28 protein-coding genes are annotated in these 17,928 nt (G+C 48.5%); 4 read left to right on the plus strand and 24 right to left on the minus strand.

What is annotated here, in order from left to right; all coding sequences use genetic code 11:
• Positions 1-104: 104 nt before the first annotated feature.
• The 8 genes from Q8P13_02315 to Q8P13_02350 form a co-directional block, all read right to left on the minus strand.
• Complete coding sequence (locus Q8P13_02315) at positions 105-314, minus strand: hypothetical protein (GenBank protein MDP2671274.1); 210 nt, start codon at positions 312-314, stop codon at positions 105-107.
• A gap of 214 nt (positions 315-528) precedes the next feature.
• Positions 529-1,389 (minus strand): DMT family transporter, encoded by an 861-nt coding sequence (locus Q8P13_02320; protein MDP2671275.1) that lies wholly within the window; start codon positions 1,387-1,389, stop codon positions 529-531.
• A gap of 94 nt (positions 1,390-1,483) precedes the next feature.
• Positions 1,484-1,675, minus strand: a complete 192-nt coding sequence (locus Q8P13_02325) for a hypothetical protein (protein MDP2671276.1) — start codon at positions 1,673-1,675, stop codon at positions 1,484-1,486.
• A gap of 69 nt (positions 1,676-1,744) precedes the next feature.
• Entirely contained in the window at positions 1,745-2,044 is a 300-nt protein-coding gene (locus tag Q8P13_02330; protein ID MDP2671277.1) for a hypothetical protein, read from the minus strand.
• A gap of 101 nt (positions 2,045-2,145) precedes the next feature.
• Positions 2,146-2,688: a DUF5317 family protein gene (locus Q8P13_02335; protein ID MDP2671278.1), complete on the minus strand. Its 543-nt coding sequence runs from the start codon at positions 2,686-2,688 to the stop codon at positions 2,146-2,148.
• Complete coding sequence (locus Q8P13_02340; protein MDP2671279.1) at positions 2,673-2,927, minus strand: hypothetical protein; 255 nt, start codon at positions 2,925-2,927, stop codon at positions 2,673-2,675. The genes Q8P13_02335 and Q8P13_02340 overlap by 16 nt, the downstream gene beginning before the upstream one ends.
• A 145-nt stretch (positions 2,928-3,072) precedes the next feature.
• A complete protein-coding gene (locus tag Q8P13_02345) occupies positions 3,073-3,252 on the minus strand; it encodes a hypothetical protein (protein MDP2671280.1) in 180 nt (59 codons plus the stop codon).
• A gap of 43 nt (positions 3,253-3,295) precedes the next feature.
• Positions 3,296-4,444, minus strand: a complete 1,149-nt coding sequence (locus Q8P13_02350) for a hypothetical protein (protein ID MDP2671281.1) — start codon at positions 4,442-4,444, stop codon at positions 3,296-3,298.
• Positions 4,445-4,604: 160 nt separating this feature from the next.
• Between Q8P13_02350 and Q8P13_02355 the strand changes: the two genes are divergently transcribed.
• The 3 genes from Q8P13_02355 to Q8P13_02365 all read left to right on the plus strand — a co-directional run bounded on the left by Q8P13_02355 (position 4,605) and on the right by Q8P13_02365 (position 5,749).
• Positions 4,605-5,015 (plus strand): VanZ family protein, encoded by a 411-nt coding sequence (locus Q8P13_02355; GenBank protein ID MDP2671282.1) that lies wholly within the window; start codon positions 4,605-4,607, stop codon positions 5,013-5,015.
• Positions 5,016-5,152: 137 nt separating this feature from the next.
• Complete coding sequence (locus Q8P13_02360) at positions 5,153-5,365, plus strand: hypothetical protein (GenBank protein MDP2671283.1); 213 nt, start codon at positions 5,153-5,155, stop codon at positions 5,363-5,365.
• A gap of 6 nt (positions 5,366-5,371) precedes the next feature.
• Positions 5,372-5,749 (plus strand): type II toxin-antitoxin system death-on-curing family toxin, encoded by a 378-nt coding sequence (locus tag Q8P13_02365; protein ID MDP2671284.1) that lies wholly within the window; start codon positions 5,372-5,374, stop codon positions 5,747-5,749.
• Between the two features lie 35 nt (positions 5,750-5,784).
• On the opposite strand, the gene Q8P13_02370 is transcribed toward Q8P13_02365, so the two are convergent.
• The 11 genes from Q8P13_02370 to Q8P13_02420 form a co-directional block, all read right to left on the minus strand.
• Positions 5,785-6,558, minus strand: a complete 774-nt coding sequence (locus Q8P13_02370) for a hypothetical protein (protein MDP2671285.1) — start codon at positions 6,556-6,558, stop codon at positions 5,785-5,787.
• 145 nt (positions 6,559-6,703) lie between these two features.
• Positions 6,704-7,159, minus strand: a complete 456-nt coding sequence (locus Q8P13_02375; GenBank protein MDP2671286.1) for a heme-binding protein — start codon at positions 7,157-7,159, stop codon at positions 6,704-6,706.
• A gap of 472 nt (positions 7,160-7,631) precedes the next feature.
• Positions 7,632-8,279: a TetR/AcrR family transcriptional regulator gene (locus tag Q8P13_02380; GenBank protein MDP2671287.1), complete on the minus strand. Its 648-nt coding sequence runs from the start codon at positions 8,277-8,279 to the stop codon at positions 7,632-7,634.
• A gap of 86 nt (positions 8,280-8,365) precedes the next feature.
• Complete coding sequence (locus Q8P13_02385; GenBank protein ID MDP2671288.1) at positions 8,366-8,884, minus strand: hypothetical protein; 519 nt, start codon at positions 8,882-8,884, stop codon at positions 8,366-8,368.
• Between the two features lie 179 nt (positions 8,885-9,063).
• Positions 9,064-9,609, minus strand: coding sequence for a hypothetical protein (locus Q8P13_02390; GenBank protein MDP2671289.1), 546 nt, complete (start codon positions 9,607-9,609; stop codon positions 9,064-9,066).
• Positions 9,610-9,749: 140 nt separating this feature from the next.
• Positions 9,750-10,142 carry an SET domain-containing protein-lysine N-methyltransferase gene (locus tag Q8P13_02395; protein ID MDP2671290.1) on the minus strand — a complete coding sequence of 131 codons (393 nt, stop codon included), beginning with the start codon at positions 10,140-10,142 and terminating at the stop codon, positions 9,750-9,752.
• Positions 10,139-10,543 carry a DNA-binding protein gene (locus Q8P13_02400; GenBank protein ID MDP2671291.1) on the minus strand — a complete coding sequence of 135 codons (405 nt, stop codon included), beginning with the start codon at positions 10,541-10,543 and terminating at the stop codon, positions 10,139-10,141. The genes Q8P13_02395 and Q8P13_02400 overlap by 4 nt, the downstream gene beginning before the upstream one ends.
• Positions 10,540-10,872, minus strand: coding sequence for a tRNA-binding protein (locus Q8P13_02405; protein MDP2671292.1), 333 nt, complete (start codon positions 10,870-10,872; stop codon positions 10,540-10,542). The genes Q8P13_02400 and Q8P13_02405 overlap by 4 nt, the downstream gene beginning before the upstream one ends.
• A 100-nt stretch (positions 10,873-10,972) precedes the next feature.
• The gene (locus Q8P13_02410; protein MDP2671293.1) at positions 10,973-11,143 is read right to left on the minus strand and encodes a hypothetical protein; all 171 of its coding nucleotides are present in this window, start codon (positions 11,141-11,143) and stop codon (positions 10,973-10,975) included.
• 11 nt (positions 11,144-11,154) lie between these two features.
• A complete protein-coding gene (locus Q8P13_02415) occupies positions 11,155-11,718 on the minus strand; it encodes a CAP domain-containing protein (GenBank protein ID MDP2671294.1) in 564 nt (187 codons plus the stop codon).
• A gap of 239 nt (positions 11,719-11,957) precedes the next feature.
• On the minus strand, positions 11,958-12,437 hold the full coding sequence (locus Q8P13_02420) for a DUF5680 domain-containing protein (GenBank protein MDP2671295.1): 480 nt from the start codon (positions 12,435-12,437) through the stop codon (positions 11,958-11,960).
• A gap of 223 nt (positions 12,438-12,660) precedes the next feature.
• Here Q8P13_02420 and Q8P13_02425 point away from each other — a divergent pair, with 223 nt between their 5' ends.
• Positions 12,661-14,454, plus strand: a complete 1,794-nt coding sequence (locus Q8P13_02425) for an ATP-binding protein (protein MDP2671296.1) — start codon at positions 12,661-12,663, stop codon at positions 14,452-14,454.
• Between the two features lie 25 nt (positions 14,455-14,479).
• Here Q8P13_02425 and Q8P13_02430 read toward each other — a convergent pair whose 3' ends face one another.
• The 5 genes from Q8P13_02430 to Q8P13_02450 all read right to left on the minus strand — a co-directional run bounded on the left by Q8P13_02430 (position 14,480) and on the right by Q8P13_02450 (position 17,825).
• On the minus strand, positions 14,480-14,767 hold the full coding sequence (locus Q8P13_02430) for a GIY-YIG nuclease family protein (GenBank protein MDP2671297.1): 288 nt from the start codon (positions 14,765-14,767) through the stop codon (positions 14,480-14,482).
• Between the two features lie 32 nt (positions 14,768-14,799).
• Positions 14,800-15,222: a GNAT family N-acetyltransferase gene (locus tag Q8P13_02435; GenBank protein ID MDP2671298.1), complete on the minus strand. Its 423-nt coding sequence runs from the start codon at positions 15,220-15,222 to the stop codon at positions 14,800-14,802.
• A gap of 193 nt (positions 15,223-15,415) precedes the next feature.
• On the minus strand, positions 15,416-16,768 hold the full coding sequence (locus tag Q8P13_02440) for a replication-associated recombination protein A (protein ID MDP2671299.1): 1,353 nt from the start codon (positions 16,766-16,768) through the stop codon (positions 15,416-15,418).
• 153 nt (positions 16,769-16,921) lie between these two features.
• Positions 16,922-17,419: a hypothetical protein gene (locus Q8P13_02445; GenBank protein ID MDP2671300.1), complete on the minus strand. Its 498-nt coding sequence runs from the start codon at positions 17,417-17,419 to the stop codon at positions 16,922-16,924.
• The gene (locus Q8P13_02450; GenBank protein MDP2671301.1) at positions 17,400-17,825 is read right to left on the minus strand and encodes a hypothetical protein; all 426 of its coding nucleotides are present in this window, start codon (positions 17,823-17,825) and stop codon (positions 17,400-17,402) included. Before Q8P13_02450 ends, Q8P13_02445 begins: the two co-directional genes overlap by 20 nt.
• Positions 17,826-17,928 lie beyond the last annotated feature (103 nt).

Here is a 17,928-nt window from a genome sequence, read left to right on the forward strand (position 1 = left end):
ATAGTGACAAAGCTTCTAGATCCTCGTTTTCACGAGGATGACGACTATCATTATTAAAAATAAGTAATTGGAAGATGAAAAGATCTCCCTCCTTTGAGTTCTTCTCATTTGACAAAACCGATGATACAGCCTTCTTCCCCGTAAACCGGCACATAACCCTCGGTTCGTTTTGGAGAATTGGCCCCAAGTTCACGGTTGCAATCACGGTGCATCACCCCGTCGTAAAGCACTCGCCCACCGACATAGACTGGTGAGAGGGTCAGAACCAAGATGGTTAACCAGAGTCTTAGTAGGTCTTTGCCGGAGTTGAACAAATTTCTCCCTCCTTACTCTAGACTGGGTGTTGCTGTTTGCTGGACAGTTGGACTTGTCTCAGGGATAAGGTCGTCTGTTGGCGAAGTCACTAGCAAGACCAACATCAAGGTCAGTCCCACCAACAGGGTCACGCTCAGACCGAGGCGGTATTCCTTCTTCAAATCCCCTCCTTAACTAACATTGTTATAGGTCATTATAACACTTCGTCGGTGGTTAGGCACTGAAGATTGAAAGGAGAACGATACCAAAAAGAGTGATCACAATACCAAAGATCTCTTTTTTTCGCAGAGGATCACGAAAGACAAAATAAGCTAAAACTGCGAAGAGAGCGCTGTAGGCTCCAGCAATCGGAGCAACAACCGCTACCAGTCCCCTTTCAATACCGAGGTTATAACTAAAAGAACCAATGCCAAGAATCAAAGAATTCAAAATTAAAACTGGCAAAATTCCCTGAAAAGTGGGTTTAACCAGCTTGATTCTTCTTACTCTCATAAAAAAGTAAACAAAGACATACATGAGCTGGGAGAGAACAATCGGCCAGTACCAGCCGAGCTCTTGGACCGGAATTTTCAAAAAAGCCCAATAGACTCCCCAACACACCATGGAGACAAGAGCAAAAAGAACCGAGCGAGAGGAAAGAAGTTTTTGAGCTTTTAAATCCTGGAAATCCAGAGATGAAATCACGATCCCGGCAAAGATAATGATAATCGAGAGACTTTGCGGCTGGTTAATCTTCTCACCGAGGAAAATTAAAGAGAGGATGACTGTCAGAGCTGCAAAGGAGCCAACCAGGGTTCCAGCCAAAGAAGCGCTCCCTTCTTTCATCGCTTCATAAAAAGTAGTTGAAGCGGCGGCGGCGACGAGGCCGAGAGCCAGATTCAGAAGCAAAAGCGCAAAAGTTAAGTTTTTTAAATCAGAAAGAAAAAAAGGAGCAAAAACGATAAAGAGAAGAAACTGGAAGACAATAAACCAGATCGTAGTTGAGTAGGGTCCGATTTTGCGGGTGGCGACCGCCCCAAAGATGTCCCCCACTCCCCAGCCAAAGAAAGCAAGAAAGGCAAAAAGAATGGCCATTAAAGAAAATTGTACGTTCGGATGAGGATAAAGTCAAAGACGAATGATCTCTCCCCCAACTACCAAATTGATCACCCGTCCTTTGGAGCACTTGTCAGCTAGCTGAGTCGTTGTCCCACCAGCTTGGGCGGTGCACACGGAAGCGTCTCTTCTTGAATTCTCGGCGGTGCTTGCGTTCAACCACGTAGAGTAGGCCGAGTGTGACAGGAATGAGCGGTAGCCAGGTAGCGATGAAAGCCTCAAACCTGCTCAGTGAGGTCACGTCGAAGAACACCGAGGTTATCATGGCAATGGTAGAGCTCAAGACTACGGCAACGACGAAGATCTCGATGTCAGTCCAGCGGCGCTTCATGACTTATCTCCCGCTTTTGACAGGTTCGAACTTGATGAAGAGCGGTTGGATGGCGTTTGGAACACGTCCGTGAGTTTTGCAGGTGACTTTCTTTTTTTCTCCGCAAAACACGCCGCAGCTGGGACAGGCAAAGCCGCGTTCCGCTCCCTCGTCGAGAAACTCGATTGTCGCTTGAGCGATCTTCTGAGCTTGTACCTTGGAGATCCCGGCTTTTTCAGCCCACTTCTCGACCTTTTCTAAAGCGGCTTGAACTCGCAGATTGGGAAAAGCCAACGGCTTCCAAGAGTTGGTGGTGGCAACCATTATCAGTCTCCTTTGTGAGTATTGAGTTGTTGTTTGTGATTTTAAGCTGAGGTTGATCGTTTGTCAAAGAGGTGGTGGCGGGGTGAGTGGTTTGGACTCCACTACTTGGATTTACCCCGCCTCTTTTCTCTCTTCTTTCCTCTCCAAACTTCTTCGGTGACGAGAAGGAGGAGTCCGGAAAGGACTACGATATCTCCGGGACTGGCTATCACACCACCACGAATTAGTTTGATGACGATTTGATCTCTTAGCGCAGTAAGGTTGCCCTCACCCTCTTCGACGACAACGTTTTTTGTTTGCGGCGCCCACGCCCCAGCTTCATAGTTTAGAGCGTAATCTGAGTTGATCGCTCTAGCTAGGACGGGTCTTTCTACCGGCATGAGCCCACCGTTGGCGAGTATCACGGAAAGATTCGTAGCCAAACCCACAAACATAACCACTACTCCGAGGCGATCGCGGTAAATCCAGAGCACTATCGGAGCGCAGGCAATGGTCAAGGGGACAAGGATCCGAACCGTCAGGTCTGTGTCCGCGAGGCGGATAGCGGCAAACTGAACTACAAGTAGTAATAGCGCCGCTACGGCACTGCAGCCCTTCAACAGTTCTCGATCTACCGCCTGTTTCTTGGTCAGAGATCCTTGCATTGGCCGTTTCCTTTGCTCTCACCGCGGATTTTCAGGTAGCCGAAGACCAAAGCCGTTGGCAGCCAGCAAGCCAAGAACAGTAGCAGAATTGCCCCTGTGGCTGCCGGTCCGGTCCAGTTGACGAAGAAGGACCAGCTTAGGGTTAGAGCATACATGAGGATTAAACTTAGAAAGGTGCTCCAGATGAAAAGAGGCACTTCTTTCGCCCACTCAATCCATTCCTTGAACCAGGTTTTCATGTGATCGACCCTCCTTGGTTATTGAATTGTTCTTGCTCATTATACAGTTTGTGGGGAAATTTTGATTAAAATAATAAAGGCGGTGGGCAGGGGTTAAAAAATGATTGTCTCTCCCCTGCCCGCACCTTTCTTCCAAATTACCGGTTTACCAGTCGAAGAGGAGATCAGCGATTGGTTCTCGGAAGGCGACGACTGCTGCCACGACGACGGCGACGGCGACAACTGCTATGATCAGACCGTACTCGGCAAGCTCTTGACCACCTTCCCTCTTCAGTTTCTGACCGAAGAGTGTCAGTTGTACCCAAAGACCGAGAATCAAGTTCATCCGGTTTTCTTCCTTTCCTTTTCCTACCTGCTTGTCTGCAGGGCTATTCGCTTCGACTGTCTGTGGGCGGGTCGAAGTTCGGATGCTCTTCTCCCACAGGTACTACAGTGACGGTTATCTGGTTGGGACGCAGGTTCTCAGCCAGAGCTTCAGCGAGAGCAATAGCAGGGGCAACCTCGGATGGCCCCGTCACCTTATCATCGATCCAAACTTTGAGGACAGCTTTGAAACCGTCGTAGTCCACTAATGCAAGGTCACGGACTGCAGGGTGTGCTCCGATGGTATCGTCTACGATCGTAAGATCGATGGGTTTGCCACTGTTGCTCTTGATCTGGAGGCGGAAATCGACGAGACTATTTTCCTCAGTGCTTGCGGTCTCACTTTCGTTCGCAGCCTCTACATGCACTTCCCGCAAAGCTTCCAGCAAGGTTTCACCAAGTGGACTGAGCCCTTCGTCTTCGGCCGGGTCGGAGTCAGCCTGATCTCTTTCTCTTGATAGAGTCAGGGGTAGATCTTCTTCGCGCTGTAGTTCAGGGTCGACCTCTGCCTCAGCGGTCGGGCCAGACTCTTCGCCTGGAGACTGAGAGCCGTGTTCGTGTCGAAGTGACGGAAAGAGTTCGTCGAATTGGCCAAATAGCTCCTCGAGAAACTCTAGTTTGTCGGAATTCTCCATGACCACGATGAGGGCCTCAATATCCTCGTCTCTGACACCAAAACGCTGCCCGTCGATCTCGAAGTAGAGAATCATCGAGTCGAGTCCGTCTTCCCAAAATACCCCAGCTTCGATACGGCGCAGACGCTTCTTCAAGACGCGTTTCAAGGCTTTCACCTTGAGGTCTGTTGGGCCGCGGAGCAATTCCGTCTGCTCGTACCGGCGCTTTTGGCGTCGAAGTCTCTGCGCCTCGTCCTGTTCTTTGAGTCTCTTCTCTCCTTCAGAAGTGAGTTCGTGGAGAAACTTCATGTTTCCACCAACGACTGCTGAGGGAAAGCGCTCTTGGAGTAATCCTGCAGCGGTGAGCACGCGCACATGCTTTTGGCAAGTGCGCAGATAGATCTTTACCCGCCCTTGCGTTTGGGTTGGTAGGATCTGACAAACCATTGAAGTGGTTAGTGGCCCGAGCTTGAAAGCGGCCAAGACTTCGTAGCCAATTTCCCGCATCGGCTGGACTTGTGGTAGGCGTTTGCCGTTCATGATCAGCTCTCCTTCACTTCACTCTTCCGTTCTTTTCGAAGTGGATCTTAGCATTTTTGGGCACAACAGGCAAATATTTACTCGCTTGGTTGCTAAAGAGAAAAGTGGTATAAATGAACAAAAGCTCGAGGGAAGGATCCCAAGAAAGGGGAGGCTTTGGATGAAGACCAAAATGTTGGCTGTCTTTACGGTCGTGTCGGTGTTCTCAGCTGTGCTTTTGGTGGTACTCTCGATGGTTCCAGTCAGCTGGACGTTCATCAGCCCAGAGCTGGACCCTCTCGCTCACATCGCGGGCGGTTTGAGCCTGACGGTCATGGTGGGATTGGGCCTATCAACAACAACGAACCACCGGGACAACCCGCTCATCACTACGCTAAGGATTTTGGCGGCGGCTGTTTTCGCATTTGCGGTTTGGGCGGCTATTGAGGCGCTTCAGTCTTTTGTTCCCAACCACGGCCCGGAAATGGCAGATGTGAGAGCGGATCTAGCCGGAGTGTTGATTGGCTTGGCGATTTTGTTTCTGCTTGAGCCAGCCATCGCCCTTGTACTCAGGAGACAGATCGAGTCGTGAGTTGGCACGGTTTCCTGAGCTTCACCGTGCCCTCCCCTGTTTTTGACGTCGGTAGTGAGTTGACTTTCCCACAGTTTTGTTAGAACATTGTTATAACGTAAACGTTACACTCGTCTTTCTAACAGGAGGAAGTTTTTATGCGACAAAAAATTATTAAAGTTGGCAATTCGGCTGCAGTTACCATCCCAAAAAATATTCTTGAGGAAAAAAATCTTAAGATTGGTGACTTAGCTGAGTTTGATATTCAGTCGATTAGCAAAAAAACAAAAGTTACCCCAGAATTTGTTGAATGGGTTGATAAGTATATCGAAAACAACCGCCCAGCACTTGAAGAGCTAGCCAACAAATAAAGCAACATGAAATATCCTTCTTTGGACGAAGTAGTTGCTTTGCATTTTCGTATTACTGAAAAGACAGGCGGTTCTCAAGGAGTTCGAGACTGGGGCCTTTTAGCCTCGGCTTTAGGTCGTCCCCAAGCGAGTTTTGCTGGTGAAGATCTCTACCCTTCTTTGGAACTTAAAGCAGCGGCTCTAATCCAGTCTTTATCCTCCAACCATCCTTTTGTTGATGGTAATAAACGAACAGCTTTAGCAACACTGGAATATTTTTTGTTTTTAAATAAAGGTGAATTAAGAGCAACACAAAGAGAAAGGGTCGACTTTACACTTTGGGTGGAGAACGAAAAACCAAGTCTCGAAGAAATTTCACTTTGGATCAAGAAACACTTTAAATAACAAAATTGGGGTTGGTGGACTAGATCCCTCTCCTTTCAACTAGTCCAAGTGTAGTGACCGCTCGTACACGTAAAGCTTCTCTTCCCGTCTTTGTTTGTTTCGGAAAGCTCAGAGTTGCAGCTGGGACAGAGAGCTTTTCCGGAAGAAAAGATCGGCGAGATGACTCGGATCCCTGACCGCGGCGGAAGATCACTTTCTTCCCGCTGTCTTAGGGCTGATTGGGCCGGGCTTTTTGGTACGGACCGACGAGGTCGCGGTTCTGGCAGGCGCTCTCGAGGTGGTGTTGGAAGTGCGAGACTTTGCTCATACTTGGGCCACGGCTTTTTTCGTACAACCGGTTTTTTGGTTGGGCGGCGCCAAATGTGGTAGCCGGTGTATCTTTTCAGTGGGCCGGTGACTTCGAGTTCTGTAATTTCAGGACGTGACTCGAAAAGAAGCTTGGCTACTGCACCTATTTGACGTAAGGCGCGTTCCCGAGGAATTAAGAACTCTTTGTTTAGGTCGGTTTCCAGGTCAGCCGAAAACAGTAGATCACGGAGTCGCACTTCTGAAAGAAGCGGTTTTCCGTACCAGTCTGCCTTTACTTTTCCCCCGCCGTTCTCGAATGTGAGGCGGTAGTCCCCTTCCCAACGAAAGGCTCCCTTTCCATTCAGAACAACTTTGGCGGTTCCGTCGCCTAGACGTTCAATACCAAAGAAAGTCATTCCCAGACTACCGTACATCTCGAAGTCGTGCCAGAACAACCACATCATAAAGGCAACAAAGCCAATTAGAGCGGCTGGAACGGTAAGACCAATCAGAACTTCCATAACCCTCTCCTTGTTTAGTTTGGTTTGGATTGTAAGTTTCTTTTGGGTTGTTGTCAAAGTGAAAAATTTGAGAAAATTTGCCAATGAAAAAGGGAAGTCCTTTGCTGGGGCTTCCCTTGTTCGTGTTGTTCGCGCGGTTCGGATCTCAGGACTGGGCGAAGAGTCTGACACTGTTGGCCGCCTCGACGACGAGTTCGACGTCCTTCTTTGAATCGGGAACACCGGAGAAGGCAGCGACGCCGACGAAACTTTCGGGGCTGCAATCATCCAATGCGAAGAGAGCAACACCGCCTTCGAAGGTGGTCTCGATGTCCTTGCCGTGCCCGTTGCGGATCTTCTGTTCCAGCGGGCCGGTGTTGGCCTGCAGGAAGAGGGCGGTCCTAGCTTTCTTGTGCGCGGTTGCGTTGTGGCGCGGCTGCCAGTCTCCCATTGGAGTTTGAACGAGCACCTCGCCGGCCGGGTCGAGCACAATGAAGGCACCACGTCTGGGTTGCTTGCCGATAAACTTCTCGCGAAAGTGTTCCCGTACGTAGGTTGCCATCTCCATCGCTGTCACGTCGCTGATCGAGCGTCTGATCCGAAGCTTGGACGGGTCAATCATGTCTCTTCTCCCTCTGGAAAGCCAGATAGACTGGCGAACAAAACGTTATCGGAAATTATAGCAAAAATTGAGGCTAAAGTCAAATACTATAAGTCACTCGTAGCTGATATTTCCTACCGGAAATCAGCTACTGCGTGTCTTGCGTTCAAGCATAGTCTGACGACTATTTGCTTGATCTTGGGATTTTCAAAAGAAGTTGAGTTTTAAAGTCCCGCAACCACTGCGTGGTTGTAGGCTAATCTTTGAGGGCTCTATCAAGAAAAGCTTGCGTTCTACGAACTTGGGATTTTCGAAAGAGAATAAGTTTTAAAGTCCCGCAACTGCTGCGCAGCTGTAGGCCTCTTTGAGGGCTAGATCAAGAAAAGCCAGGGATCCTAAAAATTGTTTTGATTGGAATAAAAACTGAGGTGTGAGGAGACTCCCGTTGTTTGTTGCGCCAACGGGAGTCCCTGGTCCTGTCTGGAAGAGCTCTTCAGTACTCTTTCAGGACAGCGCCTTGGGCAATCGAGAAGAGAGTCGCAGCGATCTCCCTGACGCTGGGTTCGGTTTCCCTGCGCAGGTGGTCAAAGGCCGCGAAGTTTGAGAGTTGGTTGAAAGTGCCAAAGCTGCAGAGCAGACAGAGCGTCCGAACCGCTTGGGCTTGGCTGACTCCCTTCTTCAGTTTTCCGGCAGAGAGGCGTTTCACCAAGTTTTCGATTTGGTGGCGCTGAAGGATCTCGAGCTCTTCTTGCGGCTGGAACTTCTCGCCCCGCAGAGTGAAGAAGCCTTCGAGACTGCGCATGATCTCGTAGTATCTGCACCAGACTCTGACCCAAGTCTTCAGCACTTCTCGGAGTGCGACCACTGGGTCAGCGTGGAGAGAAGCTGTTTCAGTGCTATGAAGATCCCCTTCCTTGATTCGCCCGACTTCATCCTCGAAGATCGTGATGAGAAGAGCTTCCAAAGAGTGAAAGTGCTGGTAAACAGTGGGGCGGGTGAAACCGGCACTTTTGGCGATCGTCCGAATGTTGGCTGCGCAGAGACCCTCGTCTATGATCAGGGCTAGAGCAGAGTCAAGAATACGACGACGCGTCCGTGTAACAGTCTCGAGACGTTTGACCGAGTGATACGGTCTTGGCATTGCGGGTCCCTTTCTTTCCCTGGTAGTGGGTGGGAACTCCCGTTGTTTGTTGCGCCAACGGGAGTCCCTGCTCTTTGTTTTTCCGCTTAGTCGACCAAACGCACTCCGTCAAGTGGTGGGGCGATGATCTGTCTGGCGCGAAATTCCAGGGTTACCGCTTCTTGCTCGACATTGTCAGCCTCGGAACGTTTCTTTCGTGCTTCTTCAGCCTTGACGGAGATTTGGGCGAGAAGAACGGTCCGCAGGGTCTGAAGTGTGAGAGAAACGTGAGCGTCCCAGTTGTAGGGTAGATTCTCAATCCCGCTTTCCATCCGGGCAATTCTTCCTTCTCTTCTTGAGAACAGGTACGAGAAGCTAGAATCGCTGGCGAAAGCGATCTTTAACCAGAACGACCCTCCCAGAAGTGTGAAGTAGAGCTGGTAGACTGTCGTTGCCTCAGCAGGAGGATACCGGTCCTCGTAGAAATTGATGCGGTGCAGCTCGTTGCTGAGACCAGAGAGATTGAAGATCTTGGTTCCAGCTTCCAGAGCACCTTTGTTAACGCTCGGATCAACTTCGCCTAGCGGCAAAGTGATACGACAGCCCCTTGTCTCTTCCTGATCCATGACTCATCCCTTTCTTGCGGACTATCCGCAAAAACTTGTTCTGACACGACTATCGTGCAGATCAGAATGGATTTTACTAAAAATGGTTGGGTGATGCAACTATGGGTCTTGTGGAATAAAAATGTTGGTAGAGACTCCCGTTTGTGGGCGAAACGGGAGTCCCTTGATCTCTGCTTCTTCTAGCGGCGCCGTGTCAGCTCGCCCAGATCGATGACGTGGACTCCTCTCAGGTTGAGACCAGGTCGATGATCCTGTTGACAGGGGCGGATGTGAAGGTGGCAGTCCGGCGCGAAGCTTGGGTGTTCCTCGATCCACTTTCGGTGTGCTTCACGAACTGGCTCCATCAAGCCGGCGACGAACTCCTTCTCGAGGTGGTTCTGGGCCACATGCTGGAAGTGAGCGAAGACGTTGGTGTAGACGGTTTGGAAAGCCGGGGCTCCATCTTCCCTGGTCCAGGCTTCTTCCACCATTTCGCGTACCACGATTCGGTAGAGGGCCAAGATCTCCCGGGTCAGGGCTTCTCGATTCTCTGCCACCACGAAGTCACCTATCTCGGGGTCATTTTCGACCGCCTCCCTGACCGCGTCGATGTGATTTGTGACTCGGATGTCGCGGATAAGTCGTGCGGTGCTTTGCCCAGAGAGTGTGGGAAAAAGACCTCCCACCTCGGCCTCAACGGTGTCTGGGTTGTCCAAGAGGTAACCAAGACTGTAACCGGTTGTCACGATTGATCCTTCCTTTCGATCGCTAGGTTCCTTTTTGTGTTTAAATTTTAACACACTGCATCAACTATAGGGTAAGATGGGAGGTGGAAAGGAATTTATTTTAGAACTTGGGAGTGGAGTTGGATTTCGCTTCTGGAAAATTAGGAAATTTCTTTGATACTTCTCTTACAGTTCTTACTTCCGCAGTTGCAGGCCATCTCCATACCTGGAGGCATATCTTGAGAGTAATCGCTGGTTATTTCTTCACCTTTTTGAATAGTTCGTGTTGCTATATCAGAAAATTCTCTAGGTTCGGTATTGGCATCGCAAGAATGGTTGACGTATCTTTCAGGCTCTTGCATAGCGACATACTTACCGTCCTTGAAAGCAACATATTCTTGGTCTTTGTCTGAAAGTTGGGCAAACTCTTTTTTAGTCAAAAGGTGTGAGGTGTCCCACTGCAGCACCACTTCGCCTTTGTGGAAGTTGCGAGCGGCGAAAACTCCCTGACCATCGATGTTTGAGTGTTCAAGAAAAACTTGGTCTGTTTTCATTTTACCTTGACTACAAGTTCTTCAAAACTAGTTTCGGGGTCTAGTTCTCGACTGAAGACGCGGTCTTCAAACTCGACTAGAGTCACCTCGGCGGTGATGCGCACAGTCCCTTCTTTGAGGTGGCCGCCCACTACTGAGCCATCTTTGCGGGAGACGCTGATGTGGATGTGAGACTCCCCTTCTCCGAGAGTTCCTTCGACAGAGACGATCTCCAAGTCTTCTTCAAAAACTTTTTTATCTGCCTTTTCCGGAGTGGCTCCGGGCATCCGTAAAGTTACTTGGTTCAAGCCGCCGACAATACTTATTATAGTAGAGGCCGTGATCGAGTTGTCCGCACAATATTGGAGCAAAGAGGCACGAAGTTTTTCTCTCGGGTGGAGTCGGAAGGTGTGGAATTTCAAAAAAGCTTACCCCCAATTTTGGCGTCTTTGTCTGGTCGGACTAGTACTACTCTCCCCTGCTCGTCTGGGACACCTAAAGTTAAACATTCGGAAATAAAGGGGCCAATTTGTTTGGCTGGGAAGTTGACGACACCGAGTACCAACGTTCCGGTTAGTTCTTCTTTTTTGTAAAGATCGGCGACTCGAGCGCTGGATTTTTTAATACCAATTTCCGGACCAAAATCGATAGTCAACTTATAAGCCGGTTTTCGAGCCTGCGGAAAATCCTCAACTTTAATTATCTCGCCGAGCCGAATATCGAGCTTAGAAAAATCTTCGTAGGAAATCATAAAAGGAGTTTAACACTGAAAAAAGAAGCTGACAAATGGGTGGCTTTTGATCTCTCTCCTTTTTCAGAGATCGAAAACCTTTCAACCAGTCTTTGATTCACTAAAGTCGGGGTCTTGTGACTGGAAGATAGTACCAGCCCAGACCCAGAACGACCAGACTAACCCCGACACCACAGAGAGCAGCGGGATTATCAGGAATCTGGGTCGATAAAGCCAGTGTCACGGCCAACCCCAGAATAAATGCAGCCACAATAAGCTTCACCGCAGTCATGACCACCTACTTTAGGGTAGAGACCCTTCGTAGATGACAGCGTAAGTGTAGCGACCGCTCTCGGCGATGACAACCCCAATTCCGATCCGCTCGTAGTGCGGATTGAGAGTGTTGGCCCGATGAGGCAGACTCTCCCAGAGCATCTTTGCCGCACGAGTGGCCGTTCCTTCGATTGGCCAGTTGTTCCAAGCCAGATTCTCCCCCGCCCAAGCGTGTCCTATTCGCGCTTGGTCCATGAGACAGACGAAGTTGCAACCATCCGGTGGTGCGTGACCGAAGTAGTGATTGAGCGCCATGTCTTCGGCTCGATACTGAGCTACTATACTCAGAGTTGGATCGAGTCGGAGCGCGTTTCTACCAGTCCTCATTCTTTGTTCGTTGAGTAGAAGAAAGAGCTGGTCGGCCGGGTTTGCGGGTGGTGCTGGAGTCGCTGTTGGTAAGACAACCACAGTTGCGGTTGGTACCGGCTCGACTGTTGCTCCCGCGACCGCAGCTTCTTTCTTGGCTTCAGAACGGCAGGCCAGAGTCAGGAGCATCAGCCCCGTTGCGACGGCAACTATAAGTTTAGAGCGCATGATCTCACCCTTTCAGTTGGTTGAGTCCTCACACAAGGAGGAGACTCAGACAAAACCGCCGCAATACGCAGACAGTCAAGCCTTGATACGATCTTTCTGAGTTTCTTCACGATCGACTCCTTCAGAGCCCGCTTGCTTGTTCGAAAGTGATTTTAACACTAAAGGTAAAGTTTGGAACTAGTTAAAAAAGGGAAAAGTGGTCGTGACCTCTCTCCTTTTCAGAGATCTCGACCTTATTGTCAGTTCTTGATCCAGCCGCCGGCGAAACTGCTCTCGTAGAAATCATCAGGTCCCATATAGATCCCGGCAGTTTCGTAACCGGCGAACTTACCGAAGCCGGAGTTGAACATCTCGTAGGTTTGGGAGTAGTAGACCATACCACCGTCTTCGAAGTCGATTTCTCCCCGACCGAGTCTGACTGAGTGCAGCAGTTGTCGTGAGACTTGTCTTAGAAAGGCATCCGCATCGCGTCTTGTGGTACGGAGTAAACCTCGAAGTGTCATCCCCCAGATCGGCTCTTCATCGGCAAAGACCAGTTCTTGGCTTTGGGTTACTTTGCTCCCAACAGACCAAATCTCGAAGCGGAAGCGCTTTCGGCTGTAAACCCAGACTTCGGCTCGCGGAAGCAGCACTGCCGCAGGTCGCTCGCTTTCTTTTCCCGACAAGTGGTGGTAGCGAGACTCAATGACGAAGTCGCGAACTTCTTTTACTCTTAACATGAGTCCAACTCCTTTACTTAAGCCCGAGTTCGGTAATCAGCTCTGGCTTGACCTCTGACATTGAAGTTGCGCAGGAACCGCGCAGCCGAAAGGTTGCGCATGTCCGCTCCTGAGCCAAGATTGACCGCTTTCATCTTGATCCCCCTCTTTCTTGATTGGAGCTATTTTAGCAGAAACCACCAAACAAGAGTGTTATACTAGAAAAATAAGTTAATTTCAAAAAATGTTTGCTGATCTGTCCATCATTTTTGACTTTCGTTTTAACCTCTACGCTCTACCTTCACTTCTGACGATCATTATTAATATTGTCCTTTTGCTTCTGATTCAGAGGCGTGGAGCAAAAAACCAAGCCAACCGTTGGTTCAGTTTGGTGCTCGGAGTTTTGGTTCTTTGGGGGATTTCGGAATTTCTCGATCGTTCCAGTGCCAACCCGACGACCTCTCTTTTTTGGGATTACGTCGGCCGTCCAGCTTGGATCGGACTGCCGACACTACTTTTTACTTTCGTTATTCATTTTACCGGCAGAGAAAGTTTTTTTCGCTCCCGCCTCAACCAGCTTCTGGTCTTTCTCCCTAGTTTGGTCTTTCTTTTTCTCGCCTGGAATACCAATGTCATTCTCAACAACACTGTCAGCGATAACCACCCAGCTTTTTGGGGCTGGCAAATCTCACCACAAGCTGATCTCTACTCTCTTTTTCTTGTTTGGTTTAGCTTTTTGACGATTGCTTCAGTAGGACTGTTGACCCGTTTTTATTTGCGTACCCCAGATTTGATCAACAAACGCCAAACTCTTTTTATCATCATCGGTACCTTGATTCCGATTGTTGGTGGTTTGGTGACTGATGCGATTTTGCCAGCCTTGGGTGTAGAGACTGTTTTGCCCATTGCGGTTCTGCTTTCTTGTGGTTTGAGTCTGTCGATTTCTTACGCGATTCTGCGTTATAGTCTTTTTGTGGTCAACCCAACACTGACTTCGGAAACAGTGCTGGATAACATGTCCGAGGCAATTTTTGTCATCCGTCCGAACAATATCGTCGAGCAAGTCAATAAAGCCATTTCGCGGCTTTTGGGTTTCAAAAAAGAAGAACTGATTGGAGCCAATGTCAGCCGAATTTTTTCTGATCAGGAGACTTGGCAGAGATTTTCAGAAGAGATTTTGAAAAAATTGCCAGAGAAGGACGTGATCGCCAATTTCGAAACAAAATTTCGCAGCCGTCAAGGAGACAAAATACCAATCAGTTTTTCCGCAGCCGCTTTGAAGGAAGATGGACAAGTCCAAGGTATTGTCGGAATTGCTCGTGATGTGCGAGAAGAAAAACAACTTGAGGAAATGAAACTCGATTTCGTTTCTATGGCAGCGCATCAACTCCGCACTCCCTTGACCGCTATCAGAGGCTATCTGTCTCTTCTTCAAGAGCAAATTGCCGACAAATTGAGCCCGGATGAAAGAGCTTTTTTGACGAAAACTTCAATTGCTTCAAACCGGCTCGCTGCTTTGGTCGAAAATCTCCTTTCCGTTTCCGGAGTTGAGCACGGAGAAATCAAGATTTCCAAAAGCGAAGTCAACTGGGAGGATTTAATTGCCGAAGTGGTTGGGATTTTCAAACAAGAAGCAGAAACACACAAAGTTGAGCTGGTTTTCCACAAACCGGAGAAGGAACTAGCCAAAATCTCGGTTGATAAATTTCGGATGAGTGAGGTTCTTTCCAATTTAATTAGCAACGCTGTCGCTTACAACAAAGAGGGTGGCAAAGTTGAGGTCTTCGTGCGGGAAAAGGACGACCAAATCGTTACTTATGTTCGCGATACCGGCAGTGGAATACCAGCTGAAGATCTACCCAAACTTTTTAGCAAATTTTTTCACGTCTCCCGCTCTCTCGTGCAAGGAACCAAAGGTACCGGCCTGGGTCTCTACATTGCCAAAGGTTTGATTGAGGCACACGGAGGGAAAATTGAGGTTGAGTCAGAGCTAGGCAAAGGCAGTACTTTTTCTTTTTCGCTTCCGATTGGTAATTAAAATCGTGTTATGTCATCCTGAGCGATTAGCGAAGGATCTCGTCCCCCAAGTCTTTCCAAACCTGATTGTTGGTTTCTATTAAACTGATCTTTTTTGATCTCAGCCAACCTTTTATTCTCTTCTCGCTTTCAATAGCTTGACTTGAATTTTCAAATTCTTCAAAGAAAACAAGCTTATTCAGATTGTACTTTTTGCTAAACCCATCGATCAGTTTATTTTTATTCTCAAAAAGTCTTCTTTTTAGATTGTTTGTAACACCTGTGTAGAGAACTCTGTTTAGCTTGTTGGTAATAATATAAACGTAATAACTCATGAGATTCTTCAGCTCCGCCTCAGAATGACAGGTTAGCCAATGTATTTGTTGAATTCGACGAAATCTTTTTTGTTGTAGTAGTAAGGAATTTGGGCGGTCAGTTTGTAGCCAAGGGACTGGTAAAATTTGACCGCCGACCAGTGTTTGCCAGTGACCAAATCAATGTTGTGGCAACCCTCTTCTTTGGCAATTTTCTCAGCCTCTTCCATCAGAGCACGGCCGACACCCTTGCCTCTCTTGCCCTCAGCGACAATCACGACTTGAAGATCAGCTACCCCAGCCTCTATTTTCATCTTTAGACTGCCAGCTATTTCTCCGTTCTCCTCTGCTTTCAAAACGACATACTTTTCTCTCCACTCAACATCTTGCCCGTATTTTTCCTGATCAACCTTCGCCCATTCGCGGAGATTGAACTCCTCAACTTCTTTTTCAGTTGTTGGAGTCACTTTTACCATAAAGCTCTACCTGGTCAGTGTAGCACGGAGTTTTGGCTAAGACAACTTAAATAAATTTCTTTTCAAAGATAAAACTGTCATTCTGAAGCTAGCTTCGATTACGAAACTAAGCGAGCGGAGCTGAAGAATCTCTTGTTGCAAACTTAACTTCTTCTTTTTGCTTGTCCAATGTAAGTTCTTAATTCTGAATTCATCATTCTCCATTCTTCGTTCTTAACTTTTCCAGGTGCTCCTTGATGTAACGTTCGTAACCGATCGCTTTTGGTTCATAATATTTTCTGCCTTTTAACCGCTGCGGCAGAAAGTCTTGTTTGACCCATCCACCTTCGAAATCATGGGCATATTTGTAGCCCTTGCCATAGTCAATCTCTTTCATCAACTTAGTGACGGCGTTGCGTAGATGCAGTGGAACCGGCTCGTTGAGAGTAGCTCGCACGTCACGTTGGGCCTTTTGGAGAGCGATGTAGGAAGCATTGCTTTTTGGGGTTGTTGCTAGGTAGGTTGCTGCCTGGGCAAGGTTGAGAGCAGCTTCAGGTAGACCTACATATTGTAGAGCGGTAGCGGCCGCCACCGCGATGGTGAGAGCTTTCGGATCAGCATTGCCCACGTCTTCAGAGGCAAGAATGATCATCCGTCGGGCGATGAACTCCGGGTCTTCGCCTGCTTCCAGCATTCTGGCTAGCCAGTAGACCGCCGCATCGGGATCAGAGCCACGCATGGATTTGATGAAGGCGGAAACCACGTTGTAGTGTTCTTCTCCGGTTTTATCATACAAAAGTTTTTTATCTCCCAGAGCTTGAGCAATTTTTTCTTCGCTAACTTTGCGCTCGCCGTCTCGTTGTCCGGTCAAATTGACCGCAATCTCCAGAGCATTGAGAATTGTTCGAGCGTCCCCGTTGGCGGTCCCCAAAAGTAAATCAAAGGCTTTGCTTTCAACTTTGGGATTCAAACTACCCAGGCCCTTGGCCTTATCCCTTAAGGCACGTTTAACTAGTTCTTTAATATCGTCAACTTCCAAGCGTTCTAAAATTAAAACCTTAGTGCGGGACAAAAGTGGAGCGATGACTTCAAAGGAAGGATTTTCAGTGGTAGCGCCGATCAAAGTAATCGTTCCGTCCTCAACGAAAGGAAGAAGGTAAGCTTGCTGGGATTTGTTCCAGCGGTGCATTTCGTCAATACAGAGAACGGTGCGCTCCCCCTTTTCCTCAGCGCGAATCTTGGCTTCGGAAATTACTTTCTTGATATCATTGACTCCGACCTCGACCGCAGAGTGAAACTCAAAGAAACTTTTGGTTTCGGCAGCAATTATCTTTGCAAGAGTTGTTTTCCCACTGCCTGGTGGCCCCCAGAAAATCAAAGAGGGAATTTGATCTTTTTTGATCAAAGTTGAAATCAATTTGCCCGGCCCAACTAGGTGATTTTGACCGACAAATTCAGCTAGAGACTCCGGGCGCAAGCGCTCGGCCAAAGGTTTTTGGTCGTTTTGGTCTTGGGGTTGGCGCAGAAGTTTTTTGGTGCGAGCTTTGCTGACAAGTTTCATACCCATTGGTATGAGCTATCTTACTTCGGGAAAGGTTTCGGGTCAACAAAATTTGAGGATAGATTCTTCACTGTGCTCAGAATGACAAGAGAGTTGGTTAAAGGCTAGAATTAGAGAGACCTCCTTTCTTCCGTTTTGGTCTCTTTCCTAGTCTTGCAGTTAGTCGTACAGACGCTCGATGCAGCTGACGATTTCACCGACTTTGCGGTCAGTGTAGACGTTGATTCCGTAAGCTTTCTGCCACTGCCGTTGCGTAGTTTTGGGCAAGATCTGGTGAACAGCGAAAGCAATCAGCTTGCGTTGGCCAACTACTGACTCAAGATGTTCGATGGAATTGCGAATTAGGACCAGATCCGTTTCGTCCAACTGGTCAGTGATGGCGACGAAGAGAGTCCCGAGCGAGAGCTTGAGACTCAAAATCGAGGCTCGTGGGTAGTTGCCCCAGTAATGAGTCTTAAAGCCAAGCTTCTTGAGTCTGCGCCCCACTTCGCTGACTCGGGCCGGCAAGGTCAGCGAGTCCGGCAGACCTGGGATAGCCAGGATTAACTGATTGAACCAGTGCATGATCTTCTCCTCCTTAACCATGATCGTTGCGCTTCGGTGAGTCTTCGCTTCAGGGAAACCCTGAATGCTGAATTTAGTTTGGCCAGGAACCACAGCGGGACTCGTTCGCTTTTTCCTTAAGCCAGTGAGCAATCTCTTTTGGTTTGGAGCCAAACACCAAAAGAACCTTTTGTTTGAAGGCATCCTGAATCAAGAGTTCGTCAGGAGCTTGGTTGGAAACGAAAAGAACACAAAGGTAGTCTTTTCCGGCGTAAGCCCGCGCGAAGCTTCTGATTTGTTCAGGTGCAATGCTCGGGCGGATGGCGATTTCGATCCGACCTTTGAAAGGGAGAATGTAGAAGTCACTGCGGAAAGTACCAACCGGAGCGCCCCAAGAGCGATTGACGTCCAGACCAAACAGAAAGCACTCTTCCATGGCTCGCTTTGCCAAGCTTCGACGAACGGTTTCTTCCGAAAACCAGTTGCCGAAAGCGAGGATGACTCGATCAGCGATGGTCATGACTCTGTCCTTTCACTATTCAATTAATGGTCATTTTATCACGCCAGGGGAAATTAAATTAAAAAAAGGGTGAACTCTGAGGGGCTCGTGTCTCCTTTCAAAA

The organism is bacterium, from assembly GCA_030704665.1.
GTDB lineage: Bacteria > Patescibacteriota > Microgenomatia > Woykebacterales > RBG-16-39-9b > JAUYID01.

What these genes read in the sequence shown, in the direction of transcription:
- Q8P13_02410 (MDP2671293.1), bottom strand. Translation starts at nt 11,143, where the DNA reads ATGACTGCGGTGAAGCTTATTGTGGCTGCATTTATTCTGGGGTTGGCC.
- Q8P13_02375 (MDP2671286.1), bottom strand. Translation starts at nt 7,159, where the DNA reads ATGATTGACCCGTCCAAGCTTCGGATCAGACGCTCGATCAGCGACGTG.
- Q8P13_02380 (MDP2671287.1), bottom strand. Translation starts at nt 8,279, where the DNA reads ATGCCAAGACCGTATCACTCGGTCAAACGTCTCGAGACTGTTACACGG.
- Q8P13_02425 (MDP2671296.1), top strand. Translation starts at nt 12,661, where the DNA reads ATGTTTGCTGATCTGTCCATCATTTTTGACTTTCGTTTTAACCTCTAC.
- Q8P13_02435 (MDP2671298.1), bottom strand. Translation starts at nt 15,222, where the DNA reads ATGGTAAAAGTGACTCCAACAACTGAAAAAGAAGTTGAGGAGTTCAAT.
- Q8P13_02420 (MDP2671295.1), bottom strand. Translation starts at nt 12,437, where the DNA reads ATGTTAAGAGTAAAAGAAGTTCGCGACTTCGTCATTGAGTCTCGCTAC.
- Q8P13_02325 (MDP2671276.1), bottom strand. Translation starts at nt 1,675, where the DNA reads ATGATAACCTCGGTGTTCTTCGACGTGACCTCACTGAGCAGGTTTGAG.
- Q8P13_02405 (MDP2671292.1), bottom strand. Translation starts at nt 10,872, where the DNA reads ATGATTTCCTACGAAGATTTTTCTAAGCTCGATATTCGGCTCGGCGAG.
- Q8P13_02320 (MDP2671275.1), bottom strand. Translation starts at nt 1,389, where the DNA reads ATGGCCATTCTTTTTGCCTTTCTTGCTTTCTTTGGCTGGGGAGTGGGG.
- Q8P13_02355 (MDP2671282.1), top strand. Translation starts at nt 4,605, where the DNA reads ATGAAGACCAAAATGTTGGCTGTCTTTACGGTCGTGTCGGTGTTCTCA.
- Q8P13_02370 (MDP2671285.1), bottom strand. Translation starts at nt 6,558, where the DNA reads ATGGAAGTTCTGATTGGTCTTACCGTTCCAGCCGCTCTAATTGGCTTT.
- Q8P13_02450 (MDP2671301.1), bottom strand. Translation starts at nt 17,825, where the DNA reads ATGACCATCGCTGATCGAGTCATCCTCGCTTTCGGCAACTGGTTTTCG.
- Q8P13_02335 (MDP2671278.1), bottom strand. Translation starts at nt 2,688, where the DNA reads ATGCAAGGATCTCTGACCAAGAAACAGGCGGTAGATCGAGAACTGTTG.
- Q8P13_02330 (MDP2671277.1), bottom strand. Translation starts at nt 2,044, where the DNA reads ATGGTTGCCACCACCAACTCTTGGAAGCCGTTGGCTTTTCCCAATCTG.
- Q8P13_02345 (MDP2671280.1), bottom strand. Translation starts at nt 3,252, where the DNA reads ATGAACTTGATTCTCGGTCTTTGGGTACAACTGACACTCTTCGGTCAG.
- Q8P13_02430 (MDP2671297.1), bottom strand. Translation starts at nt 14,767, where the DNA reads ATGAGTTATTACGTTTATATTATTACCAACAAGCTAAACAGAGTTCTC.
- Q8P13_02440 (MDP2671299.1), bottom strand. Translation starts at nt 16,768, where the DNA reads ATGGGTATGAAACTTGTCAGCAAAGCTCGCACCAAAAAACTTCTGCGC.
- Q8P13_02385 (MDP2671288.1), bottom strand. Translation starts at nt 8,884, where the DNA reads ATGGATCAGGAAGAGACAAGGGGCTGTCGTATCACTTTGCCGCTAGGC.
- Q8P13_02395 (MDP2671290.1), bottom strand. Translation starts at nt 10,142, where the DNA reads ATGAAAACAGACCAAGTTTTTCTTGAACACTCAAACATCGATGGTCAG.
- Q8P13_02365 (MDP2671284.1), top strand. Translation starts at nt 5,372, where the DNA reads ATGAAATATCCTTCTTTGGACGAAGTAGTTGCTTTGCATTTTCGTATT.
- Q8P13_02350 (MDP2671281.1), bottom strand. Translation starts at nt 4,444, where the DNA reads ATGAACGGCAAACGCCTACCACAAGTCCAGCCGATGCGGGAAATTGGC.
- Q8P13_02340 (MDP2671279.1), bottom strand. Translation starts at nt 2,927, where the DNA reads ATGAAAACCTGGTTCAAGGAATGGATTGAGTGGGCGAAAGAAGTGCCT.
- Q8P13_02415 (MDP2671294.1), bottom strand. Translation starts at nt 11,718, where the DNA reads ATGCGCTCTAAACTTATAGTTGCCGTCGCAACGGGGCTGATGCTCCTG.
- Q8P13_02360 (MDP2671283.1), top strand. Translation starts at nt 5,153, where the DNA reads ATGCGACAAAAAATTATTAAAGTTGGCAATTCGGCTGCAGTTACCATC.